General features: G+C 35.4%; 24 protein-coding genes and 1 pseudogene. 20 read left to right on the top strand and 5 right to left on the bottom strand.

All coding sequences use genetic code 11. The features are described from left to right. Window positions 1–58: 58 nt before the first annotated feature. Window positions 59–2920, bottom strand: coding sequence for a DNA gyrase/topoisomerase IV subunit A (locus F7D47_RS07790; RefSeq protein WP_228113404.1), 2862 nt, complete (start codon window positions 2918–2920; stop codon window positions 59–61). 319 nt (window positions 2921–3239) lie between these two features. Here F7D47_RS07790 and F7D47_RS07785 point away from each other — a divergent pair, with 319 nt between their 5' ends. Genes F7D47_RS07785 through F7D47_RS07775 form a run of 3 tightly spaced genes read left to right on the top strand, consistent with a single transcriptional unit; the run spans window position 3240 to window position 4928 of the window. Further along, a complete protein-coding gene (locus F7D47_RS07785; RefSeq protein ID WP_153086131.1) occupies window positions 3240–4157 on the top strand; it encodes an exonuclease domain-containing protein in 918 nt (305 codons plus the stop codon). Window positions 4158–4171: 14 nt separating this feature from the next. Next, window positions 4172–4492, top strand: coding sequence for a hypothetical protein (locus F7D47_RS07780; protein WP_153086130.1), 321 nt, complete (start codon window positions 4172–4174; stop codon window positions 4490–4492). Continuing rightward, the gene (locus tag F7D47_RS07775) at window positions 4485–4928 is read left to right on the top strand and encodes a hypothetical protein (protein WP_153086129.1); all 444 of its coding nucleotides are present in this window, start codon (window positions 4485–4487) and stop codon (window positions 4926–4928) included. Before F7D47_RS07780 ends, F7D47_RS07775 begins: the two co-directional genes overlap by 8 nt. A gap of 921 nt (window positions 4929–5849) precedes the next feature. On the opposite strand, the gene F7D47_RS07770 is transcribed toward F7D47_RS07775, so the two are convergent. The 4 genes from F7D47_RS07770 to F7D47_RS15105 form a co-directional block, all read right to left on the bottom strand. Further along, window positions 5850–6062 carry a hypothetical protein gene (locus tag F7D47_RS07770; RefSeq protein WP_153086128.1) on the bottom strand — a complete coding sequence of 71 codons (213 nt, stop codon included), beginning with the start codon at window positions 6060–6062 and terminating at the stop codon, window positions 5850–5852. After that, complete coding sequence (locus F7D47_RS07765; protein WP_153086127.1) at window positions 6059–6871, bottom strand: hypothetical protein; 813 nt, start codon at window positions 6869–6871, stop codon at window positions 6059–6061. Before F7D47_RS07765 ends, F7D47_RS07770 begins: the two co-directional genes overlap by 4 nt. Window positions 6872–7458: 587 nt before the next feature. Beyond that, on the bottom strand, window positions 7459–7653 hold the full coding sequence (locus tag F7D47_RS15110) for an HNH endonuclease signature motif containing protein (RefSeq protein WP_367379484.1): 195 nt from the start codon (window positions 7651–7653) through the stop codon (window positions 7459–7461). Between the two features lie 467 nt (window positions 7654–8120). Continuing rightward, the gene (locus tag F7D47_RS15105) at window positions 8121–8291 is read right to left on the bottom strand and encodes a ribbon-helix-helix domain-containing protein (protein WP_194252619.1); all 171 of its coding nucleotides are present in this window, start codon (window positions 8289–8291) and stop codon (window positions 8121–8123) included. A gap of 152 nt (window positions 8292–8443) precedes the next feature. Here F7D47_RS15105 and F7D47_RS07750 point away from each other — a divergent pair, with 152 nt between their 5' ends. The 17 genes and pseudogenes from F7D47_RS07750 to F7D47_RS07680 all read left to right on the top strand — a co-directional run bounded on the left by F7D47_RS07750 (window position 8444) and on the right by F7D47_RS07680 (window position 18935). Continuing rightward, window positions 8444–8695 (top strand): P27 family phage terminase small subunit, encoded by a 252-nt coding sequence (locus F7D47_RS07750; protein WP_228113403.1) that lies wholly within the window; start codon window positions 8444–8446, stop codon window positions 8693–8695. Between the two features lie 413 nt (window positions 8696–9108). Then, window positions 9109–9384, top strand: a complete 276-nt coding sequence (locus F7D47_RS07745) for a hypothetical protein (RefSeq protein WP_153086124.1) — start codon at window positions 9109–9111, stop codon at window positions 9382–9384. A gap of 296 nt (window positions 9385–9680) precedes the next feature. Further along, window positions 9681–10157: pseudogene (locus F7D47_RS15100) on the top strand (terminase large subunit domain-containing protein). Between the two features lie 327 nt (window positions 10158–10484). After that, complete coding sequence (locus F7D47_RS15095; protein WP_367379483.1) at window positions 10485–10763, top strand: terminase TerL endonuclease subunit; 279 nt, start codon at window positions 10485–10487, stop codon at window positions 10761–10763. A gap of 299 nt (window positions 10764–11062) precedes the next feature. After that, complete coding sequence (locus tag F7D47_RS14930) at window positions 11063–11221, top strand: hypothetical protein (RefSeq protein WP_228113402.1); 159 nt, start codon at window positions 11063–11065, stop codon at window positions 11219–11221. 42 nt (window positions 11222–11263) lie between these two features. Continuing rightward, window positions 11264–11707 (top strand): phage portal protein, encoded by a 444-nt coding sequence (locus tag F7D47_RS14925; protein WP_228113401.1) that lies wholly within the window; start codon window positions 11264–11266, stop codon window positions 11705–11707. 568 nt (window positions 11708–12275) lie between these two features. Further along, entirely contained in the window at window positions 12276–12647 is a 372-nt protein-coding gene (locus F7D47_RS07730; RefSeq protein WP_316209963.1) for an HK97 family phage prohead protease, read from the top strand. A 649-nt stretch (window positions 12648–13296) separates the two neighbouring features. Next, complete coding sequence (locus tag F7D47_RS14920) at window positions 13297–13995, top strand: phage major capsid protein (protein ID WP_228113400.1); 699 nt, start codon at window positions 13297–13299, stop codon at window positions 13993–13995. Between the two features lie 20 nt (window positions 13996–14015). Beyond that, entirely contained in the window at window positions 14016–14309 is a 294-nt protein-coding gene (locus F7D47_RS07720) for a head-tail connector protein (RefSeq protein WP_153086123.1), read from the top strand. Between the two features lie 803 nt (window positions 14310–15112). Then, window positions 15113–15457: a tail completion protein gp17 gene (gene gp17, locus F7D47_RS07715; protein ID WP_153086122.1), complete on the top strand. Its 345-nt coding sequence runs from the start codon at window positions 15113–15115 to the stop codon at window positions 15455–15457. Between the two features lie 26 nt (window positions 15458–15483). After that, window positions 15484–15927, top strand: a complete 444-nt coding sequence (locus tag F7D47_RS07710) for a phage tail tube protein (RefSeq protein WP_153086121.1) — start codon at window positions 15484–15486, stop codon at window positions 15925–15927. A 71-nt stretch (window positions 15928–15998) separates the two neighbouring features. After that, entirely contained in the window at window positions 15999–16220 is a 222-nt protein-coding gene (locus F7D47_RS07705) for a hypothetical protein (RefSeq protein ID WP_153086120.1), read from the top strand. 541 nt (window positions 16221–16761) lie between these two features. Next, entirely contained in the window at window positions 16762–16977 is a 216-nt protein-coding gene (locus tag F7D47_RS07700) for a hypothetical protein (RefSeq protein WP_153086119.1), read from the top strand. A 330-nt stretch (window positions 16978–17307) separates the two neighbouring features. Next, complete coding sequence (locus F7D47_RS07695; RefSeq protein ID WP_153086118.1) at window positions 17308–17550, top strand: hypothetical protein; 243 nt, start codon at window positions 17308–17310, stop codon at window positions 17548–17550. A 324-nt stretch (window positions 17551–17874) separates the two neighbouring features. Continuing rightward, a complete protein-coding gene (locus F7D47_RS07690) occupies window positions 17875–18048 on the top strand; it encodes a hypothetical protein (protein WP_153086117.1) in 174 nt (57 codons plus the stop codon). A gap of 171 nt (window positions 18049–18219) precedes the next feature. Further along, window positions 18220–18411 carry a hypothetical protein gene (locus tag F7D47_RS07685; RefSeq protein ID WP_153086116.1) on the top strand — a complete coding sequence of 64 codons (192 nt, stop codon included), beginning with the start codon at window positions 18220–18222 and terminating at the stop codon, window positions 18409–18411. Between the two features lie 290 nt (window positions 18412–18701). Further along, window positions 18702–18935: a hypothetical protein gene (locus F7D47_RS07680; protein WP_153086115.1), complete on the top strand. Its 234-nt coding sequence runs from the start codon at window positions 18702–18704 to the stop codon at window positions 18933–18935. Window positions 18936–19046 lie beyond the last annotated feature (111 nt).

Raw genomic sequence — 19046 nt, 5'->3', positions numbered from 1 at the left:
TTCTTGCTGCTTTCCTTGCGCTTTCTTTTGTGCTTTCCTTGCGCTTTCTTAGCGCTTTTTATTGCTTCGATAACCAGTCTTTATCCTTCTGGTCTTCTTCGAAATCTTTTTTTGAGAAGAGGTTGGTCTGACCAGTCAGTTCGTCAATCACCTGTTGCTCGCTTTTGCCAGCATCTGGATCAAGGTTTTCACCTTCATTCTCTGAGTCAGAACCATCCGGTTCCTCATCATTATCCTCAGAAGGAGGTTCTGGGAATCGGGTTGGTTCCAGTTCCTCGATACTTTCAATCTTCCATGTCGTGAGGCGCTTACCCTTTGCCTTGAAACTCTTCTGCGCAATGAACTGCTCGGCATCGATTTCTTCGGCAGGACGGATGGCATCCACACCGCCATAAGTAACCTTGATGCGTGGATAAACCGTATCGGTAAGCAAGATGAGCTTGCAGTTAGGGTTCTCTCCCATGAAATTCTGATGGCGCTTGGTGGCATCCATCGTGAATCGCTTGATGTATGGATATCCCTGATTGTCGGCATCGTAAAGGATAGCCGTCCAGATCTTGTGCTCATCCCATTTCTCTAAGCGGATGATGTTGTCCTCGTAGTGGTTGTTGACATCGAAATTGGTGATGTAGAATTCACCGTTGTCGAGTACTACCAAGATAGATTCATCATCATTGAATTCGCCCAGGAAGCGGCCGTTTTCATCGTAGTTGATGCGGTTTACGTCTGGGTCGAACCAAACCTTTCTGCCTCCTAACGTACTGTGGCCGTGACTCTTCAGACCGATGCGGCGAATGGTGCGCTTGGTAAGGAGATTACCTTTGGCTGCACGTCCCTTGATCAGAATGTCTGAGAAATCCTTCTCCAGGAAGATGCTCTGGCGCTTCTTCGTCAGGTCGGGCTCCATCGTACACTTGATGATTTCTGCCTCTCCATTCGGATTGGCGGTGAAGTAGATGACGCGGCTGCCAGGTGTGCCCTGGGTGATGTCATACAACTTGTCGCGGGTCATGGCGGTTACGTTGAATCGCTTGATGAAGTAATCGCCTTGCTTGCCGTCGCGGTAAACACAGTTGTAGATGGTGCGCTTGTCGTTCTTCTTGAATACCTGAACATGGAGGATATTCTTGCCGACGAATATCTTGTCTGCTACCTTGGTGACTTTAAACTTACCATCTTTATAAAAGATGATGATGTCATCGAGGTCGGAGCAGTTGCATACGAATTCATCCTTCTTCAACCCTGTACCAACGAAACCTTCCTGACGGTTGATATAGAGTTTCTGGTTAGCCTCTACCACCTTAGTCACCTCAATGGTATCGAAGTTTCTGATTTCTGTTTTGCGAGGATGGTTCTTTCCATACTTGCCCTTGAGATATTCAAACCAGTTGATGGTTACATCGGTCATGTGAGCCAGGTCGTTCTCAATCTCAGCAAGTTCAGCCTTAATCTTCATCAGCAGTTCGTCTGCCTTATCCTTATTATATTTAAGGATTCGCTGCATCTTGATTTCCAGGAGTTTGAGGATGTCCTCGCGGGTAATTTCCCGATGGAAGGCATATTCTACCATACCCTTACCGTCTACTTCGGCAGTAAAGAGTTTGTCCTTGAATGGTTCGAGTTTAGAATCGATGAAGGCAACAACCTCATCCTGACTCTTACTCTGCTCAAACTTTCGCTCCTTGTAGATGCGCTCCTCGATGAAAATCCGTTCGAGAGAAGAGAAGAAGAGCTGCTCCTCCAATTCTCCCTTTCTGATCATCAGTTCCTTGCGCAGCAATCCCATTGTGCGGTCTACGCTGTGGCGCAACACATCGCTGATGGTGAGGAAAACAGGCTTGTTGTCTTCGATGACACAGCAGTTGGGCGAGATGTTGATTTCGCAATCGCTGAATGCGTAGAGTGCGTCCATCGTTTTATCTGATGAGGTACCTGGTGCCAGATGCACAAGAATCTCAACATTTGCCGAAGTAACATCATCTACCTTGCGTGCCTTAATCTTACCCTTTTCTACCGCTTTGGTGATAGAATCGATGAGGCTGCCTGTAGTCTTACTGAATGGTATCTCGCTGATAACGAGTGTCTTGTTGTCGAGCTTGTCTATCTTGGCTCTTACCTTCAATGCACCACCTCGCTGTCCATCATTGTATTTACTTACATCGATGGCACCGCCTGTAGGGAAGTCGGGATAGAGTTGGAATGGCTCGCCCTTGAGATAGTGGACGGCAGCATCGCAAATCTCATTGAAATTATGTGGCAAAACCTTACTGCTCAATCCCACGGCAATACCCTCGGCACCTTGTGCCAGGAGCAGCGGGAATTTGGCAGGGAGCGTGATAGGCTCCTTGTTTCTGCCATCATAAGAGAGTTGCCAGTCGGTGGTTTTTGGATTGAAAACCACGTCGAGAGCAAACTTAGAGAGGCGTGCCTCGATATATCGGGGAGCAGCTGCACGGTCGCCCGTAAGAATGTTTCCCCAGTTACCCTGCGTATCGATGAGCAGGTCTTTCTGTCCCATCTGTACCAAAGCATCTCCGATAGACGCATCGCCATGAGGGTGAAACTGCATGGTATGTCCCACGATATTGGCAACCTTGTTGTATCTTCCGTCGTCCATGCGCTTCATAGAGTGGAGGATGCGTCGCTGTACCGGTTTCAAACCATCCTCAATATGAGGAACGGCACGTTCGAGGATCACATACGATGCATAGTCGAGGAACCAGTTCTGATACATTCCGCTGAGGTGATGTACAGCAGAAGCATCGAATCGGTTCACCGGCTTATAATCGGAATGTTCTTCGGTCGAAATCTCCTCGTTGGCATCTTCTGCAGCATCCTGTTCAGATTCTGTAGAAGAATTTTCCAAATTTGGCGATTTTTCCTCTTCAAGACCGTTTTTATCTTTAATTTCGTCGCTCATATATAGCTTTTAATACTTATTTTATTAATTTATGGCAAAAATACAACAATTTTTCGAGAAAAAAGAGTATCTTTGCCGAAAAACTTGTTATTTCCTTTATTTATAAGCATTTTTGCAACCTCTTTTAAACTTGGTTCACGCTTTTTGTTCACAAACACGTTGCAAAGATACTACTTAATTTTGATAGACCAATAGAGCTTTTGTATAAATTAACAGAGCGGAAGGTTTAAAGAAGTTTAAATAATTGGCTAGCATTTCTATAGTAGCAATATTTTCGTTACTTTTGCGACATATTTACAAACTAACAATTCAAAGCAATATGAATAATTTTGTTGCTATAGATTTTGAAACCGCCAATGCAGATAGAAGTAGCATCTGCCAAATTGGTATAACAGAAGTAGTAGATGGCATCTTACAACCTTCTAAAAGTTGGCTCGTACAACCAGAAGGAAACGACTATGATGCCTTCAATATACATATTCACGGTATCAAACCAGAAGACACCGAGAATAGCCCTGAATTTCCTGATGTATGGAAAGAGGTATATCCATATTTAAAGGATAAGATTGTAGTAGCACACAATACTTCATTTGATATGTATGCTTTGCGTGATGCCTTAGATAACTATCAGATAGAATATCCTACATTTGATTACTTTTGTACTTTGAGAATCGCTAGATACATAGTTAAAGGCTGCTATAGCTATTCTTTAGATGTGGTACTGAAATATCTAGGTATAGAGTTTGATGGACATCATAAAGCTGATAATGATTCAGCAGGTTGCGCTAAATTGTTATTGAAGTGCTTAGATATGGATGGTAGCACTCTGGAGGAACTGGAAGAAAAGTACCATTTTCATAGAGGTAAATTTGCACCTGATACCTTCATAGCACATTTAGCTATAAATAAGAAGAGTAAAACAGAAATGTTAGAAAGTTTGGAGGAGCATCCAGAATTAGCAGATGAAGGTAACTACTTCTATGGTAAGAATGTTTGCTTTACTGGAACTTGTAGCTATGGCACTAGAAAGGAACTGCTACAGAAGATTAAAGATGTTGGTGGTATTCCTTCTGATTCTGTAACTAAGAAGACAGAAGTGTTAGTAGTTGGACAGCAAGATTATCGTGTTGTTGGAGAGGATGGAATGAGTAAAAAACAAGAGAAAGCCAAAGCCTTATTAGATAAAGGGCAAGATATAGAGATTCTTAGTGAAATAGAGTTTTTAAGTAGAATTTAAATAGTTTAAAAAGTATGGAAAATGAAGCAATTTTAAAAGAGAAAAGAGTGGAATGTATTTTAGGAATATTCTTTCTGATTCCACCTATATTAGGCGTAATAGCATTTGTTTTGTGCCTATTTGATTCTAATAGCCATTTTGCAAGATTATCAGATTTGTCTGCAAATTGGACTAATGACTATTCTGGAAATGGTGGAGGTGGAATGTCTGCTGCTCCTATTTATTTAGGTTTAATGGCTATAAGTGGTGTATATCTAATTAAAAACAGTCTTAGATATATTTTTACAAGTGAGGATTCTAATAAAATAGGTAAAGAAGAAAAAGAAAATGAATGATAATAATGGATGTGGCTGCTACTTTTTGTTAATGGCTATTGGTGCAGTAGCTTGGATAGCTATGAATAATTCCCAAAACAGTTCTGGTGGCAGTAGTAACACAACTCCTGCTACTCAGACTAGCGTACCCTATACCCCACCATCTAACTATACACCTACATTTTTTGACCCAGTACAACAAATTGAACCAGTAAGACATAGTAGTACTAAAAAACCAGATGATGCCTATGATGAAGGGTATGATGATGGGTATGAACAAGGTATGGATGATGGTAGAAATGGCTATAGGCACGGTGCAAACTATGATGATTCTAGTAGTTACTATGATTACTATGAAACAAAGTACCAAGAAGGTTATGAATGTGGCTATGATGAAGGATATTCAGAAGGAAAATCCCAATACGAGGATGAAGAAGAATCTGATGAAGAAGAATAGTTGAGAGTGTAAACTAAACTGTGTCAAGTTACAATAAAAGTTATTTGACACAGTTTAAATTACACTACCCGCTACGCTTAAATCAGACTAACTAAAAGTATGATGATTGTAGCTAATATTGCGACCTTACCTGCTATCTCTATATCTATTTCTGTGCCATCTAAAATAGGCTTATTATCTATGACATTAACCATCATTCTAACTAATAGATGAAGGATTATCATTATATAAAATATAAATAAGATGTATATCATTTTATTCTTTTCCAGATTCCGTTAACTTTCTAAAAATGTGCTGCTAAATCTTTAGATACCTCTATAATCAATCTAGGTATAAACTATCTATTTGAACTGTTGTTATTTGGTAGATACTTATTATATGGTTTTATATCACCATGCTTAATCATCCTAGCTAGTTTCACCACATTATATATAAATATATCATCCCCAAAGATGTTAATGAACATGGCTATATCTTTATTGTCTGCTAGTAAAGCCTTAATCTTATGTATTTCTATGATGTGTGTAGGGTATTTGATAGCACTAGCATCCCTATTCTTTATTTCACCAGCAGCCTAGATATTCCTTCCATCTTTACTAGTGCATTTAATGTGTAAATCAATATCACAAAATTCTGTATCTGTATAGTCTATCTACCAGCCTATCTAATCTGCTAATGTTTGAAATATGTTTCTACCTTTTCTTTCTGATTCTTGTGCGTTTGGATTGTAAATCATAATTTTTACTTTTTAAAGTTTGTTACTGTTGTATCTGATTAATGGTATCATCTGAGTGCTATGACTATTACTTATGTCTATTTATCTGAATCATTAACTATAGAAGCTGTAGCTGATTCTTTTTAATCTCATATATCATAGCTTCTAAGTTATCCAGTTTAGTGTATAGTTCTTTGTTTTCCATGTTATTTAATTATAGTTAGTTCTAATCCGTTTAATCTACCTTCATTTGTAGGAATCTTAATAGCTTTAGCTTTATACCCATATCTAGTTATATCTACAGCTTTAGCTACTGCATCAATGCTATACTTATTATATAGCTGCTGTAGTCTTATCTTTAGTTCTTTGTTGCTTATTCTTGTGCCAGTTGGGAACAGTCTATTTAATTCTTGAATCATAGTATAAATGTGCATGATTGTTTTGTTCTATCTATATTGTTATTTGTTAATGCCTTTACAAAGTAATCTAATGAAATGTCTGCTGGTAAAGTTTGGCATTTCTTAGCTAATATTTCAGCAAATGAATCATCTGTATTTGGGAACTTAGCTATTAAATAGTTAAGTGCTTTGTTATCTCTTAGTGGTGGTATAGTCTTATTAACTATACAGTATTTATAGATTGTTTCATATAAGAAGTTTTTTACAGCATCAACAGAATCACCTTTAACTAGACTTAAAGGAAAATATTTAGTGGATAACTGTAGGCTATTACCTATATAACAGATATGCCCTTTTTCCTCTAATTGCTTTAACTTTTTAGCTATTAAGTTTTTGCTGATACCAATGATTGAAGTTAAGTCTGCTTTAGAATTGTATCTTATATAGTTAGTACCTTTGCAGCACTGGAGTTTGATTTTTATCAGGATTCCTTTTTCTTCTGCTGTAAGTTCTGAATCAGTAATTAATTCAGGCAACACTATAGAGAAATCTTTTTCTAACTTAGTAAACTGATACACATTATATGGATATTTGCCATTTCCTTTGTATAATGTGACATATTCAAAGAATGGTTTAAGGTTATCTAAATAGTTTCTGATTGTTCTATCTGATGTATTTGTTAGTTGAGCCAGTTCCTTTTCTGAAATGGATGCTTTGTAACTGTTATCTTTAATTTGGCTTCTGATTAGTAAGTAGGAATAGATTTCTATAAACTTACTTCTTGATGTTAGGTTTATTAGGTTTGATGGGATTTGAATAAAAGTACTCATAGTTAGCTAATAAGTCTTCATTATTTGTGTATATTAAATCATCTGATGAATTTTTAATTAATCTGTTTAAATTGCCATGTCCTATAGCTACTTTCAGTTCTAGGCGATTGCGAAAAATTTTGTTTAAAGGCTTGTAAATTATCATATATGTATGTTTTGTTAAAATATTGACTTTGATTTTTCGCTAGAAAAATTGAAAGTCTTATTATATTATCTATATTACTATATTATTAGAGCGGAAGGAAATGGGATAAGTGTAGGAAAGATATGGGATAAACTAGCGGAAAGAAATGGGAAATTGATATAAAAATACATCTAACTTCATTATTTCAGATTCCTATTTTTTTAGACATTGAGACTTAAAGAAAAGGGCTATATTTCAAGCCCTATTTCCCTGCTAGTAACAAATCCTCTAAAAATTAATCATTTACGACAAAAATCCATGACAGTGTTTTTCCTCTTGCTTTCTGGACAATTATATATATAATTTTTGGCTACTCAAAATAAAAAATAAACTTTTTTAAAATTCAGTCGGGATTAGCCCTTTTGGGGGATCTCTTTATCCTGCATGATGCAGGGAATGTAGGTTAGCCATGTGAAGTACCGTTTTTGTGAATGTCGGCATGGCACTGTTTACAGACAGCCAGCAGATTATCATAGTTATAGGCTACCTCTATTCTTTTATCCCCGAAATAGTTAAGAAATGAATCTTTATGATGTACGTCGATAGCAGCTTTTACTATACCCTTTGAAAGACATACTTCACAAAGTGGATGCTGCATTAAATAGGATAATCTTAGCATTTTCCATTTCTTACTTTGATAGATTTCCTATCTTTCTTTTCTTTTTACTTGCTTTATTTTGTTCTTTGCGCTTTTTCTCAGATATGGCATATTTCTTAATGGATTCTATTAGGTTATTAGGTTTTATCTATTGTATAGGTGCTTCTTTCTTTTCTACTATTGGCATTATATAATCTGTATAATATTCCACCTTTGTTTCTGCATAGTTATAACATTTATCATCCCTTTGATATTCACCTTTTAACTAGTTGAAGGCTTTGATAAACTAATCTATGAAATCCTATTCTGGATTATACTTTCTGGTAAGCATTAAATAGGCATCATTAAAAGTAGCTTCATCATCATCTACTTTAACTAGCCTACTATGCAAGTATCTATAATGTTTGGTGATAGCTTCATTAACCATATAGTTATACTCAGATTTATCCAGATTATTCTGTTTCCTTCTATATTTGCTCCAGTTGTAAATCATTATAACTACTGATTAAATTATCTATTGCGTATCTAACTAATGTGCTTCTTTTTATGCCTAACTTTTCACTGATTAAATCCAGTTGTGTTTCCTGATAAGGTGTGATTCTTACAGATACTCTAGTTTCTTTCTTTGTTATTTTCATGGTTTGATTAATTATTAAGTTATACCTAATTATATACATAAAATTTTGAATCCAAAAATATTGTGAGACATTTTTTATTTGTGTGACAAAGTACTGGATATTAGTAGAAAAAGAAAAAATCAGATAATTATACAGACTAAAATTTAAGTAGAATGAACAATAATTTTAAAATACCTACAGACATTGAGAAAGAAGCTAAGGATTATATGAAAGATGTGATTCTTATGCTTGAAGATAATTCACTGATGAAGGATGTAGATAACGCTGCTTTAACTATGTTGGCAAGAAATTACAGCATGTTTATCAAAGCTAGCAAACAATTAGAAAAAGATGGTTTAACAGTAGTTTCTGATAGAGGAAACATAGCACCACACCCAGCTATTAAGATAGCTAAAGATGCTTAGATTCAGGCTATGAAGGTGATGGAAAAGTTTGGTTTAACTGCTAAGGATAGAACTAAGATAGCCAAATTAAATAGTGGGGATAAGGAACTATCACCCCTGGAGTAGTTTGTTAAGAACAGTAAGGAGGTTAGATAATGACAAAGCTAAAGAAGACTGCTATATTAGATGATGATGGTAAGATTATAGGCTATGAAGCCAAAGCCAAAAACATCTAGATAAGAGTTTGCAAAAAGAAAGATGCAGACCCTATTATTATTGCTAATCACTACAGCCACAAAGTAACTAGAAATAGCTTTTTATCTTTCTTAGTTTATTATGAAGGCAAAGTATCAGGTGCTTTACAAATTGGCTATGGTACTAATCCTAGAAAGAAGGGAAACTATAATCCTGATGAAGTTAGGGAGTTTGATAGAATGTGGCTAAGTGATGAAATGCCTAAATTCAGTGAAACTATAACTATATCCCTGCTGCATCATTATTTAAAGAAGGTGCATCCAGAGATTAAGCATTTAATTAGTTATTCAGATAATAGTAGCGATGTAGGAAATGAAGGTACTATTTATAAAGCTGCTAACTATAGGCAAATAGATAAGATTAAGTCTGATTTCTACATATTGGAAACTGGTGAAAGAGTGCATCCCATAACTATGTGGCATAGGCATGGAACAAGAAAATGGGCATTCTTATAGGAGCATTATCCCAATATAAAGAAAGCTGATGGTTATTAGATTAAATATGTATATGATTTATGAAGCCATACTATAAATATGTGGATGATGTACTTAGTGGCAATGTTGTTACTGGAGCTAATATCTAGTTAGCCTGCTAGAGATTCTAGGAAGATTTAAATAGGGATGATTTAGAGTTTAGGGAATCAGTAGTAGATAGGGCTATTAGCTTTATAAGTACAATGAAACACTTTAAGGGAAAAGCATCTGGTTAGAACTTCTTACTAGAACCATGGTAGCAGTTTGTAGTAGCTAATATAGTTGGCTTTTACTGGAAGGGTACTAATGATAGAAGGTTTTCCAGTAGTTATATTGAAGTTTCAAGAAAGAATGGAAAGACAGCCCTAGCTGCTGCTTTGTGCCTATATTTCCTGATAGCTGATGGTGAAGATGGTGCTGAGGTAGATTTAGCTGCAAACTCTAGAGAATAGGCTAAGATAGCCTTTGAATTTTGTTATGAGTTTGCCAAACAGTTAGACCCTAGTGGCAAATATCTTACTTCACATTTAAAGGGAATTAAGTTTAATGTGAATGCTTCTTAGTTAAAAGTGTTTGCTGCTGATGCTTCTAAGCTTGATGGCTTTAATGCTTCATTTGGCTTAATTGACGAATATCACGCAGCTAAGAATAGTAAGGTTAGGGATGTAATTAAGTCTTCTATGGGTATGCGACAGAATCCACATCTTTGCACTATAACTACTGCTGGATTTGATAAAACTTTGCCCTGCTATTAGCTAAGAAGTACTGCTATAGAGATTCTTCATAAACTGAAAGAAGATGATAGTATGTTTATAGCTATCTATTCTATGGATGATAATGATGATTGGACAGATGAAGATAACTGGGTGAAATGTACCCCTAATATGGATGTAACTGTAACTAAGAAGTATATTAAGGAATAGGTAAAATCAGCACTTAATAATCCATCTGAAGAAGTTGGAGTAAAGACTAAAACCCTTAATCTATGGTGTGATTCTTCTGAAGTCTGGTTATCTGATAGTAATATTGTGAACAGCACTAAGAATGTAAATCTAGCTAGTTTCTAGGATGAACTTTGTTATATAGGTGTGGATTTATCAGCTACCAGTGATTTAACTGCTGTAAGCTATTTAGTGGTTAAGGATGGTATCTATTACTTTAAGAACTACTATTATTTACCTGAATCATGCTTAGTAAACAATAGCAATAGGGAGAAATATAGACTATGGAGAAATCAGCATCAATTAAATATAACTAGTGGTAATGTTACAGACTATGATTATATAACTAGGGATATGCTTAAATGGATTGAAACTGTTAGCATCCAGAAGGTAGGCTATGATAAGTGGAATGCTACTTAGTGGGCTATCTAGGCTACAGAAGAAGGTTTACCACTGGAAGAATATAGCTAGAGCATAGGTAACTTTAACTAGCCTACAAAGGAACTTGAAAGATTGATTTTATCAGGTAAGGTAGTTATAGATAACAATGAAATAACTAGATGGTGTTTCTCTAATGTGCATATTAAAGAAGATCATAATGAGAATGTCAAACCAATTAAGACATAGAAGCAGATGAAAATAGATGGTGTGATAGCAATGATAACAGCTTTAGGATGTTACTTGCAAAACCCAAATAACGGAAAAGAAATATTTATAATATGAAATGGAAATTTTGGCAAAAGGAAAAACCAGAGCAAAGGGCTTTATTTGGTGATTTCTTATCTTATAACAGTGCTAGTAGTTATGCTAATAATAAGGCTATGCTGTTATCTGCTGTTTATAGATGTGTTGAAGTTATATCTGATTCAATAGCTTAGTTACCACTAGAACCTTATAGGGTAGATTAGCTAGGATATAAGATGAAATACACTGAGCACCCTACTTACAATCTTTTAAACCGTGAACCGAATCAGAACATGAGTAAGTTCACCTTTATGAAAACTATGGTGATAAGTATGCTTCTTACTGGTAATGCTTATGCTTATATAGATAGGGATGAAAGAGGAAACGCTAAAGCTCTTTATTATATACCTACAGAACTGGTTACAATACTAAAGCCACAAACTATTAGGGATACTATTAGCTATAATATTACTGGAATGAAGAATGTTGTAGAAGATTGCAATATGATTCATATCCTGAATTTTACCAATGATGGCTATGAAGGTATATCTACTTTAGCCTATGCTAGAAAAACATTAGGTTTAGCCATGGATGCAGAAGAAAACGCTGAGGGATTCTTTAAAGGTGGTGCTAACTGTGCTGGTATTCTTAAAAGTTCTTCACCTCTAACTTCTAAATAGAAGGAAACACTTAAATCAAGCTGGAACAGTGCTTTTAGTGGTAATACTGGTACGCCTAACGGTGTGGCTGTGCTGGATGCAGATTTGGATTTTCAAGCTGTAACGGTAAATCCATCTGACGCATAGCTATTGGAAACTAGATAGTTTAATGTGATTGATATTTGTAGATTCTTTGGAGTATCGCCAGTAAAGGCTTTTGATTTATCAAAGAGTAGCTACAATACTATAGAATAGATGTAGATAGCCTTCTTAACAGATACTTTGCAGCCTTTACTAGAAAAGTTTGAAGGTGAATTTGTCAGAAAGCTATATAAGCCTAGTGAAAGAGATAGCATAGATGTTAGATTTTCTACAGCACCTTTGTTAAGAGTAGATAAGCAATCTTTGGCTAACTACTATAACACATTATTCTAGATTGGTGCTATAACAACTAACGAGATAAGAAAAGAGCTAGATTTACCTGCTTTACCAGATGGAGACAATTCATTTGTATAGGTTAATATACAGACATTGAAGAAAGCTACTTCTGATAATCCAGACAATACTAATACAATCAAAGAAAAGCTAAATGAAGGAAATTAGAAACTTGGGTGATGTTTCCAGTTTAGAGGGAAGAACAGTAGAAGGATATGCTATTGTATTTGATAGCTTATCTAATGATTTAGGTGGATTCCATGAGATAATAAGTAGAAGTGCTTTAGATGGCATCATAGAAAAATCTGATGTGCTTTGCTTACTTAATCACAATGAAGATAAGGGTGTATTAGCTAGGAGTAACAAAGGTGTAGGTAGCTTAACTTTATCTATTGATGATAGAGGTTTGAAATACAGCTTTGAAGCACCTAATACAGCTTTGGGTGACGAACTGCTGGAAGGACTTAGAAGAGGAGATATTTCTACTAGTTCTTTTGCTTTTACTGTAAAAAGTGATTCATGGTAGAAAAGGGAGGATGGAAGCTATCTTAGAACCATAAATAGCATTAATGAGCTATTTGATGTATCACCAGTATATAAGGCTGCTTATTCTTCTACTACAGTAAACACAAGAGGGCTGGATGAATTGAAACAGAAAGAACAGAAGGAAATAGATGAATATTATCAGGAACTTGAAGCAAAACTAAAATGAACTCAATAGAATTAATAGATAAGAAGGAACAGCTGTAGTTAAAAGCACAAAATATTATCAATCAGGGAAAGCATGAATCCAGAAAGCTAACTACAGATGAAGAAAGAGAATACAATGATTTGTGTAAACAGATAGCAGATACAGAGAATGAAATTAGATAGTTAAATCAGAAATTGAATAAAAAAGAAACAATGAAGAAAGAAACTTTTTCACTTTTAAAGGCTGTTAGAGCTATTGCTAATAACCAACAGTTAGACGAAAGAAGCCAATAGGTAGTAAATGCTGGTATCGCTGAAATGCGTAAATCAGGACAAAGTTATAGTGGCTAGATTATCCTTCCAGTAGAAGAAAGAGCAGATGTGCAGGCAACCGTAGCAGACCATGGCTAGGAGATTGTAGCAGAAGATAAGTTGAATATCTTAGCACCACTTAGAGATAAATTAGTACTGCTGGTGCTAACTTTATGACTGGTTTAGTAGGTAACGTTTCAATTCCTACTTATGATGGTTCTACAGTAGGTTGGGCTGGTGAAGTTGATGCTGCTGCTGATGGTGCTGGTACTTTTGGAGAAGTAGAACTTAGCCCAAAGAGATTAACAGCTTATGTAGATATTTCTAAGCAGTTCCTTATTCAGGATTCTGTTTCAGCAGAAGCTTTGCTTAGAAAAGATATTGTAGATGCAATTAGTAACAAACTTGAAGCTACTATCTTAGGTGCTGAGGCTGGTAGTACTACAAAGCCAGCTGGTTTGTTTAATGCAGTTGTAGCTGATGAAGCAGATATTACTTATAAGGATATTGTAGCCATGGAACAGAAGTTAGAGGAAGCTAATGTTAGTGGTAATATTACATTTATTGCATCCCCTTATGCTAAGGCTACTTTGAAAACTACTGCTATTGGTGGTACTAAATCAGATGTTAGAATGTTGATGGATAGCGGTGAAGTTGATGGTTATCCAGTGTTAGTTACTAACGGCATGGCTAAGAAAGGACTTATTTTAGGTAACTTTAATGATTTGGTAATCGGACAATGGGGAGGAATTGATTTAACCGTAGATCCTTATACACAAGCAGCTAACGGTAAAATCAGACTGGTAGTAAATGCTTATTTTGATGCTAAGCCACAAAGAGCAGCATCTTTTGTAAAGAAGGTATTGAAGTAATTTTAGTCTGTATAAAAGCTATGTATGTAACACTTGAAGAAGCAAAGAAGCATCTGAATATAGATGATTCATTTAAGGATGATGATAGCTATATAAACAGTCTGATATTAGTGGCGGAAGATGCTATAGAAAAGAATACCGACATAGCTTTGAATGAACAAATGGAAGGTGGTAAATTGCCACCTTCTGTTATTCATTCCATTCTTCTATTAGTTGGAAATCTATATGCAAATAGGGAAGCTACTACTTATTCAAGTATATCAGATGTACCCTATTCTTTCAAATACCTAGTAAACCTTAACCGTAATTTTTAGGTAAGATGAATGCTGGTAGATTAAAAGAGGTAATAACCATATAGAAGCCAACAATATCATAGAATGAATATGGGGCTAATGGTACTCAGTGGACAGACTATATAACAACACGCTCAGATGTGTAGTTTGAATCAGGTAATAGAGACACTGAGAATGGTGAGATAGTTTTTAACTATACTAAGATATTCACTATTAGGTATTATCATAACATAGATGAAAAAGATAGGATATAGTGGAAGGGAAAACTTTATAGAATCCTATCAGTAGAACCAGATAGAGATAAGCAAAGCATCATCATTAGAACAGAATTAATTAATGATTGATATTGATGATAGCTAGGTTTAGGCTTTGTTTAGCAGACTAACTAGCAGGGAATAGGATAAGGCTTTTAAATAGACACTAAGAAAGGCTGGAAACATGTTAGTTAAGGCTACTAGAAACTAGCTGAAAAGAGTGGTTAGGAACTCTAATAAGAGGTCTGTTAGATATGGAAAATCCCTATAGTCTGGTGTTAAGTGCAAACTAGTTAAAGAGAATGGGGCTAATGTCGCTAAGGTGCATATCATGGGTGATTTCCGTTTGAAGTTTTTTGAGAAAGGAACTGCTTTAAGACGTACCAAAGGACATAGAATAACCGGCTATATTGACGTCCGGCATCTTAGAAGAACTGGTAGGGGTGGAAACAGAGGAAGAATAAGAAGTGCATATTTCTTTGATAAAGCTAAAAGGACTTCTGAAACTTCTATATTTGAAAGCATGAATTAGATGTTAAAGGAATCAATATTAAGAGCGGCTAATAACAGATGATGGATAGTTTAAATATAGGAAAAGCAATATATACTATACTACAGACTAGTATAGATATAGATAAGAAGATTTATCCCCTAATAGCTGATGAAGGTACTACATTCCCATTCATCATTTATAAGAGAACTGGATTAACTCCTGAAAGCACTAAGGATAATACTAATGAAAATGTTTCTGTAGAAATAAATATAGCTTCTTCTAACTATTCAGAGAGTATAGATTTAGCTATTAAGGTTAGAAAAGCTTTGGAGCATAAAAAGGGTACTTATTCAGATATAGCTATAGAGGATATTGTTATAGATGATGCAACAGAAGATTATATAGAAGATACGTTTATATAGACATTGACTTTTAAAATAGAACTACAATGAGCAAAATAAAAGGTGGTGATATGATGCTGTTTTTAAACAGCAAATCAATAGCCTATGCAACTTCACACACATTAACTATTAGTGGTGATACTCAGGACACTTCTAATAAAGATGAAGGTGGTGGTGATTGGGCTAGCAATGAGATTAGCAAATTAAGCTGGACAGCACAAAGTGAAAACATGTATTCAATAGATGGTAAAGGAAGTAACTTTGATGATTTGTTTGATATAATGGTAGCAAAAACACCAGTATCAGCAACCTTTAGCAAAAAGAAAGAAACAGATACTGATGTGCCTGAAACTGGATGGACAGCTAGTAAACCAGACTATGAAGGTAAGGTAATTATTACCTCTTTAGAACTTAACGCACCAAATGGAGAATATGCGACATATACAGTACAGTTTACTGGTGTTGGTGCTTTAAAGAAAGTAGAAGTTTAAATTTTATAACCATATAGCCTTTGTGCCTTTAGCTATGAGGGCATGAGGGCTATTTTTATTTTATACAGACTATGAAGACTATTACAATCAATAATACAGAATATGAAATTAGATATACAATAAGAGCTTTATTTATCTTTGAACAGATAAAAGGTGAAGCATTCCAGATAAGAACAACACTTGATAACTATCTGTTTTTATATAGCATGATATTAGCTAATAATAAAGACAAACCATTATCATGGGATGATTTTCTGGATGCTATAGATAATGACCCTTCTATAATTGCTTAGTTAAATACTATCACATCTGAGACTTTGGGCAAAGATAACCTTTTCACTTAGCCAGAAGATAGTGATGAAAAAAAAAGTTGAGTATCTCAGAAATTTATGCAATCTTAGTTATCTAGCTTCATTATAATCCAAAGTATGTTTTAGATGAAATGGAAATGTATGAAGTTAGGGCTGCTATGAGATATTCTTACTATGCTAATAAAGACTTATGGGAAGCCAATAGACTAATAGCCTATATGGTTGCTTAGGTAAATAGTAAGAAGCGTTTATAGCTGTAGGATATAGTAAGGTTTCCATGGGAGGAAGTCTAGGGAGATACTAGCATAAGTAAAGAGGATATAGAAAGGTTACGAATAAAAGCAGAAAACTATTTAAAACTACATAAATAATGGCACAAGCGGATTTTGTAACAAGAATATTACTTGAAAATCAACAGTTCAGAAATCAGTTATAGGACTGTTAGCAACAGATTAGAAATTTACGAAGTTCTTCTAATAGTGCATCTTTATCTATCAACAATATTAGAAGTTCCTTAGTTAGCATGGGTGCAAAGTATCTAGCACCACTAGCTATAGCTACAGCAGTTAAGGAGATTGGAACTAAAGCTATAGAAGCCAGAAGTAAGATAGAATCATTAGAAGTATCATTCACTACCTTATTAAATAGTAGTGAAAAGGCTTCTTCTTTAGTAAACCAGTTGAAGGAATATGGAGCTAAAACTCCTTATGATACTGAGGGATTAGCTAAAGCTGCATAGACTATGCTTAGTTTTGGTATAAGCTATGAAAGGGTTTTGCCAACATTGAAATAGTTAGGTGATGTAGCTATGGGTAATACTGATAAGATGCAAAGATTAGCTTTAGCCTTTTCTTAGATGTCTGCATCTGGTAAGGTGATGAAAGAAGATTTGAACTAGATGATAGATGCTGGTTTTAATCCTCTATCTGTTATTTCTAAGCAGACTGGTGAAAGCATAGGAGAGTTATTAGATAAAGTAAGCAAAGGTGAAATATCTGTAGAACAGATAGCCTAGGCTTTTGCTGATGCTACAGCTTAGGGTGGATAGTTTCACGATATGGCTGTAAATATGAGTGAGACTGTAGAGGGTAAAATATCTACTTTAAATGATGCTATAGATGAAACTTATGCAGCTATAGGTAAGTTGATAGAGCCAGCTGTTAAAAGTAGCCTGAATGGATTGATTTCCGTCTTTGATGGTATAACAGAAAGCGTAAACTGGCTGAATGATGCTATAGATGATGCTTCTACTAAATTGAGACAGCTAACCTTTGGTGATTCTGCTGAGGAATTTATGGCTAAAAGAGGATAGTTTCTTAATGGAAACAAAAGGGCTGGTACATATAAGGTAGGTAACAGATACCTAAAGAATGGTGAATCATATTCATATAATTATAAAGCAAAGGATGGTAAGATTCATACTGTAACAAAGCAGCTTTCTGAGGGAGTTGTTAAAGTTGTATCTGATGTTATAGCTAAGACTACTAAGAAGGTAGGTACTGTAAAAGTACCACATAGAACTAGAGTAAAGAACAATTTCAAGCAGACTAAATAGGAAAATCCAGAAGGTTCTATAGCATGGTATAATGACTAGATTAACTTAAAGCAGAAACAATTATCTGTAACAGTTAATCCTATGGACTATCAGAAGATAAATAAGGAACTGGATAATCTGATAGAAGAAAAACGCTTTTTGGAGATAAGGCTAAAAGGTACTAACTTAAAGGATATAATATTAGAAATAGATACAGAATCGGTTAATCCTTTTTCTATTGATATGGATGCTATAAATAACATCAAAGTACCTTAGCCAGAAATTAGCGGTTTGGTGGAAATGTCGGGATGGCTGGAGAATAACCAGTAGTCAGTTCTGGCTTTAACTAGTGCATTTCAGGGCTTAGGTTCTGCCATGTCTTAGTTAGGAGCTGGTGATACTGTAGCTATGCTGGCTTAGGTAACTGCTTAGATAGCTTCTGCTGCTATGTCTTATGTTGCTTTGGCTACAGCTGCTGGTACTGCTAATGCTATGAAGATGCCATTCCCTGCTAACTTAGCAGCAGTAGCAACAGTAATAGCAACAGTGGTAGGTATCGCTGCTACTGTTAGTGGTTATTTGTCTGGTTCTTATGCAGAAGGTGGTATCATTAACGGAGCTACAACTCATGGGGATTAGTTACTAGCTAGAGTGAATGCTGGTGAAATGATTCTGAATGGCACATAGCAAAGAAACTTATTTAATATGCTTGATAATGCTGGGGCTACTGGTGGAATAGGTGGTTAGATTAATTTCAAATTAAAAGGTTCAGATTTGTATGGTTCACTAAGGAACTATAGCAATATAAAGGCTAAATCTGGAAAAATAACTGGAATCAAGTAATTATGTATATTCATGGATAGTTTAGAGACATTAATAATGTGCTTTATTCAGTACATATATTAAGTAATAATGATAAAACGGAAGAAATGATTATAGGAGAGAATGGGCTATACTTTAGTGGTAGCCCTATCTCTATAGAAACAGATAATGAAGATACTTTTCAGACTATTATTAAGAGGTCTGCTAGTATTAATTTAGTTACTAAAGATTATATAGGTGATAAGCTATTTGCAGACAATTCACGTAATATCAAAGTAAACATTTATAAGGGAGATAAGTGTATTTATGCTGGCTTTGTTGAACCTAATACATTTAGCTAGCCTTTTGTTAATGGGCTAGATGAGTTTACTGTAAATACTACTGATGCTTTAGCTACATTACAGTACTATAACTATGGTGATGTTAATCTGAATAACTATAAGGCTTCTAGG

It is taken from the genome of Segatella copri (assembly GCF_009494835.1).
Taxonomy (GTDB): domain Bacteria; phylum Bacteroidota; class Bacteroidia; order Bacteroidales; family Bacteroidaceae; genus Prevotella; species Prevotella copri_F.
The sequence above is the reverse complement of the archived record's forward strand: the minus strand, read 5'-3'. Positions and strand labels throughout refer to the sequence as shown.

Coding starts and splice junctions, on each gene's coding strand:
- F7D47_RS07790 (WP_228113404.1), bottom strand. CDS start 2,920: ATGAGCGACGAAATTAAAGATAAAAACGGTCTTGAAGAGGAAAAATCG.
- F7D47_RS07785 (WP_153086131.1), top strand. CDS start 3,240: ATGAATAATTTTGTTGCTATAGATTTTGAAACCGCCAATGCAGATAGA.
- F7D47_RS07780 (WP_153086130.1), top strand. CDS start 4,172: ATGGAAAATGAAGCAATTTTAAAAGAGAAAAGAGTGGAATGTATTTTA.
- F7D47_RS07775 (WP_153086129.1), top strand. CDS start 4,485: ATGAATGATAATAATGGATGTGGCTGCTACTTTTTGTTAATGGCTATT.
- F7D47_RS07770 (WP_153086128.1), bottom strand. CDS start 6,062: ATGATTCAAGAATTAAATAGACTGTTCCCAACTGGCACAAGAATAAGC.
- F7D47_RS07765 (WP_153086127.1), bottom strand. CDS start 6,871: ATGAGTACTTTTATTCAAATCCCATCAAACCTAATAAACCTAACATCA.
- F7D47_RS15110 (WP_367379484.1), bottom strand. CDS start 7,653: ATGCAGCATCCACTTTGTGAAGTATGTCTTTCAAAGGGTATAGTAAAA.
- F7D47_RS15105 (WP_194252619.1), bottom strand. CDS start 8,291: ATGAAAATAACAAAGAAAGAAACTAGAGTATCTGTAAGAATCACACCT.
- F7D47_RS07750 (WP_228113403.1), top strand. CDS start 8,444: ATGAACAATAATTTTAAAATACCTACAGACATTGAGAAAGAAGCTAAG.
- F7D47_RS07745 (WP_153086124.1), top strand. CDS start 9,109: ATGTGGCTAAGTGATGAAATGCCTAAATTCAGTGAAACTATAACTATA.
- F7D47_RS14930 (WP_228113402.1), top strand. CDS start 11,063: ATGAAATGGAAATTTTGGCAAAAGGAAAAACCAGAGCAAAGGGCTTTA.
- F7D47_RS14925 (WP_228113401.1), top strand. CDS start 11,264: ATGAAATACACTGAGCACCCTACTTACAATCTTTTAAACCGTGAACCG.
- F7D47_RS07730 (WP_316209963.1), top strand. CDS start 12,276: ATGAAGGAAATTAGAAACTTGGGTGATGTTTCCAGTTTAGAGGGAAGA.
- F7D47_RS14920 (WP_228113400.1), top strand. CDS start 13,297: ATGACTGGTTTAGTAGGTAACGTTTCAATTCCTACTTATGATGGTTCT.
- F7D47_RS07720 (WP_153086123.1), top strand. CDS start 14,016: ATGTATGTAACACTTGAAGAAGCAAAGAAGCATCTGAATATAGATGAT.
- gp17 (WP_153086122.1), top strand. CDS start 15,113: ATGATGGATAGTTTAAATATAGGAAAAGCAATATATACTATACTACAG.
- F7D47_RS07710 (WP_153086121.1), top strand. CDS start 15,484: ATGAGCAAAATAAAAGGTGGTGATATGATGCTGTTTTTAAACAGCAAA.
- F7D47_RS07705 (WP_153086120.1), top strand. CDS start 15,999: ATGAAGACTATTACAATCAATAATACAGAATATGAAATTAGATATACA.
- F7D47_RS07700 (WP_153086119.1), top strand. CDS start 16,762: ATGGGTGCAAAGTATCTAGCACCACTAGCTATAGCTACAGCAGTTAAG.
- F7D47_RS07695 (WP_153086118.1), top strand. CDS start 17,308: ATGAGTGAGACTGTAGAGGGTAAAATATCTACTTTAAATGATGCTATA.
- F7D47_RS07690 (WP_153086117.1), top strand. CDS start 17,875: ATGGACTATCAGAAGATAAATAAGGAACTGGATAATCTGATAGAAGAA.
- F7D47_RS07685 (WP_153086116.1), top strand. CDS start 18,220: ATGTCTTATGTTGCTTTGGCTACAGCTGCTGGTACTGCTAATGCTATG.
- F7D47_RS07680 (WP_153086115.1), top strand. CDS start 18,702: ATGATTATAGGAGAGAATGGGCTATACTTTAGTGGTAGCCCTATCTCT.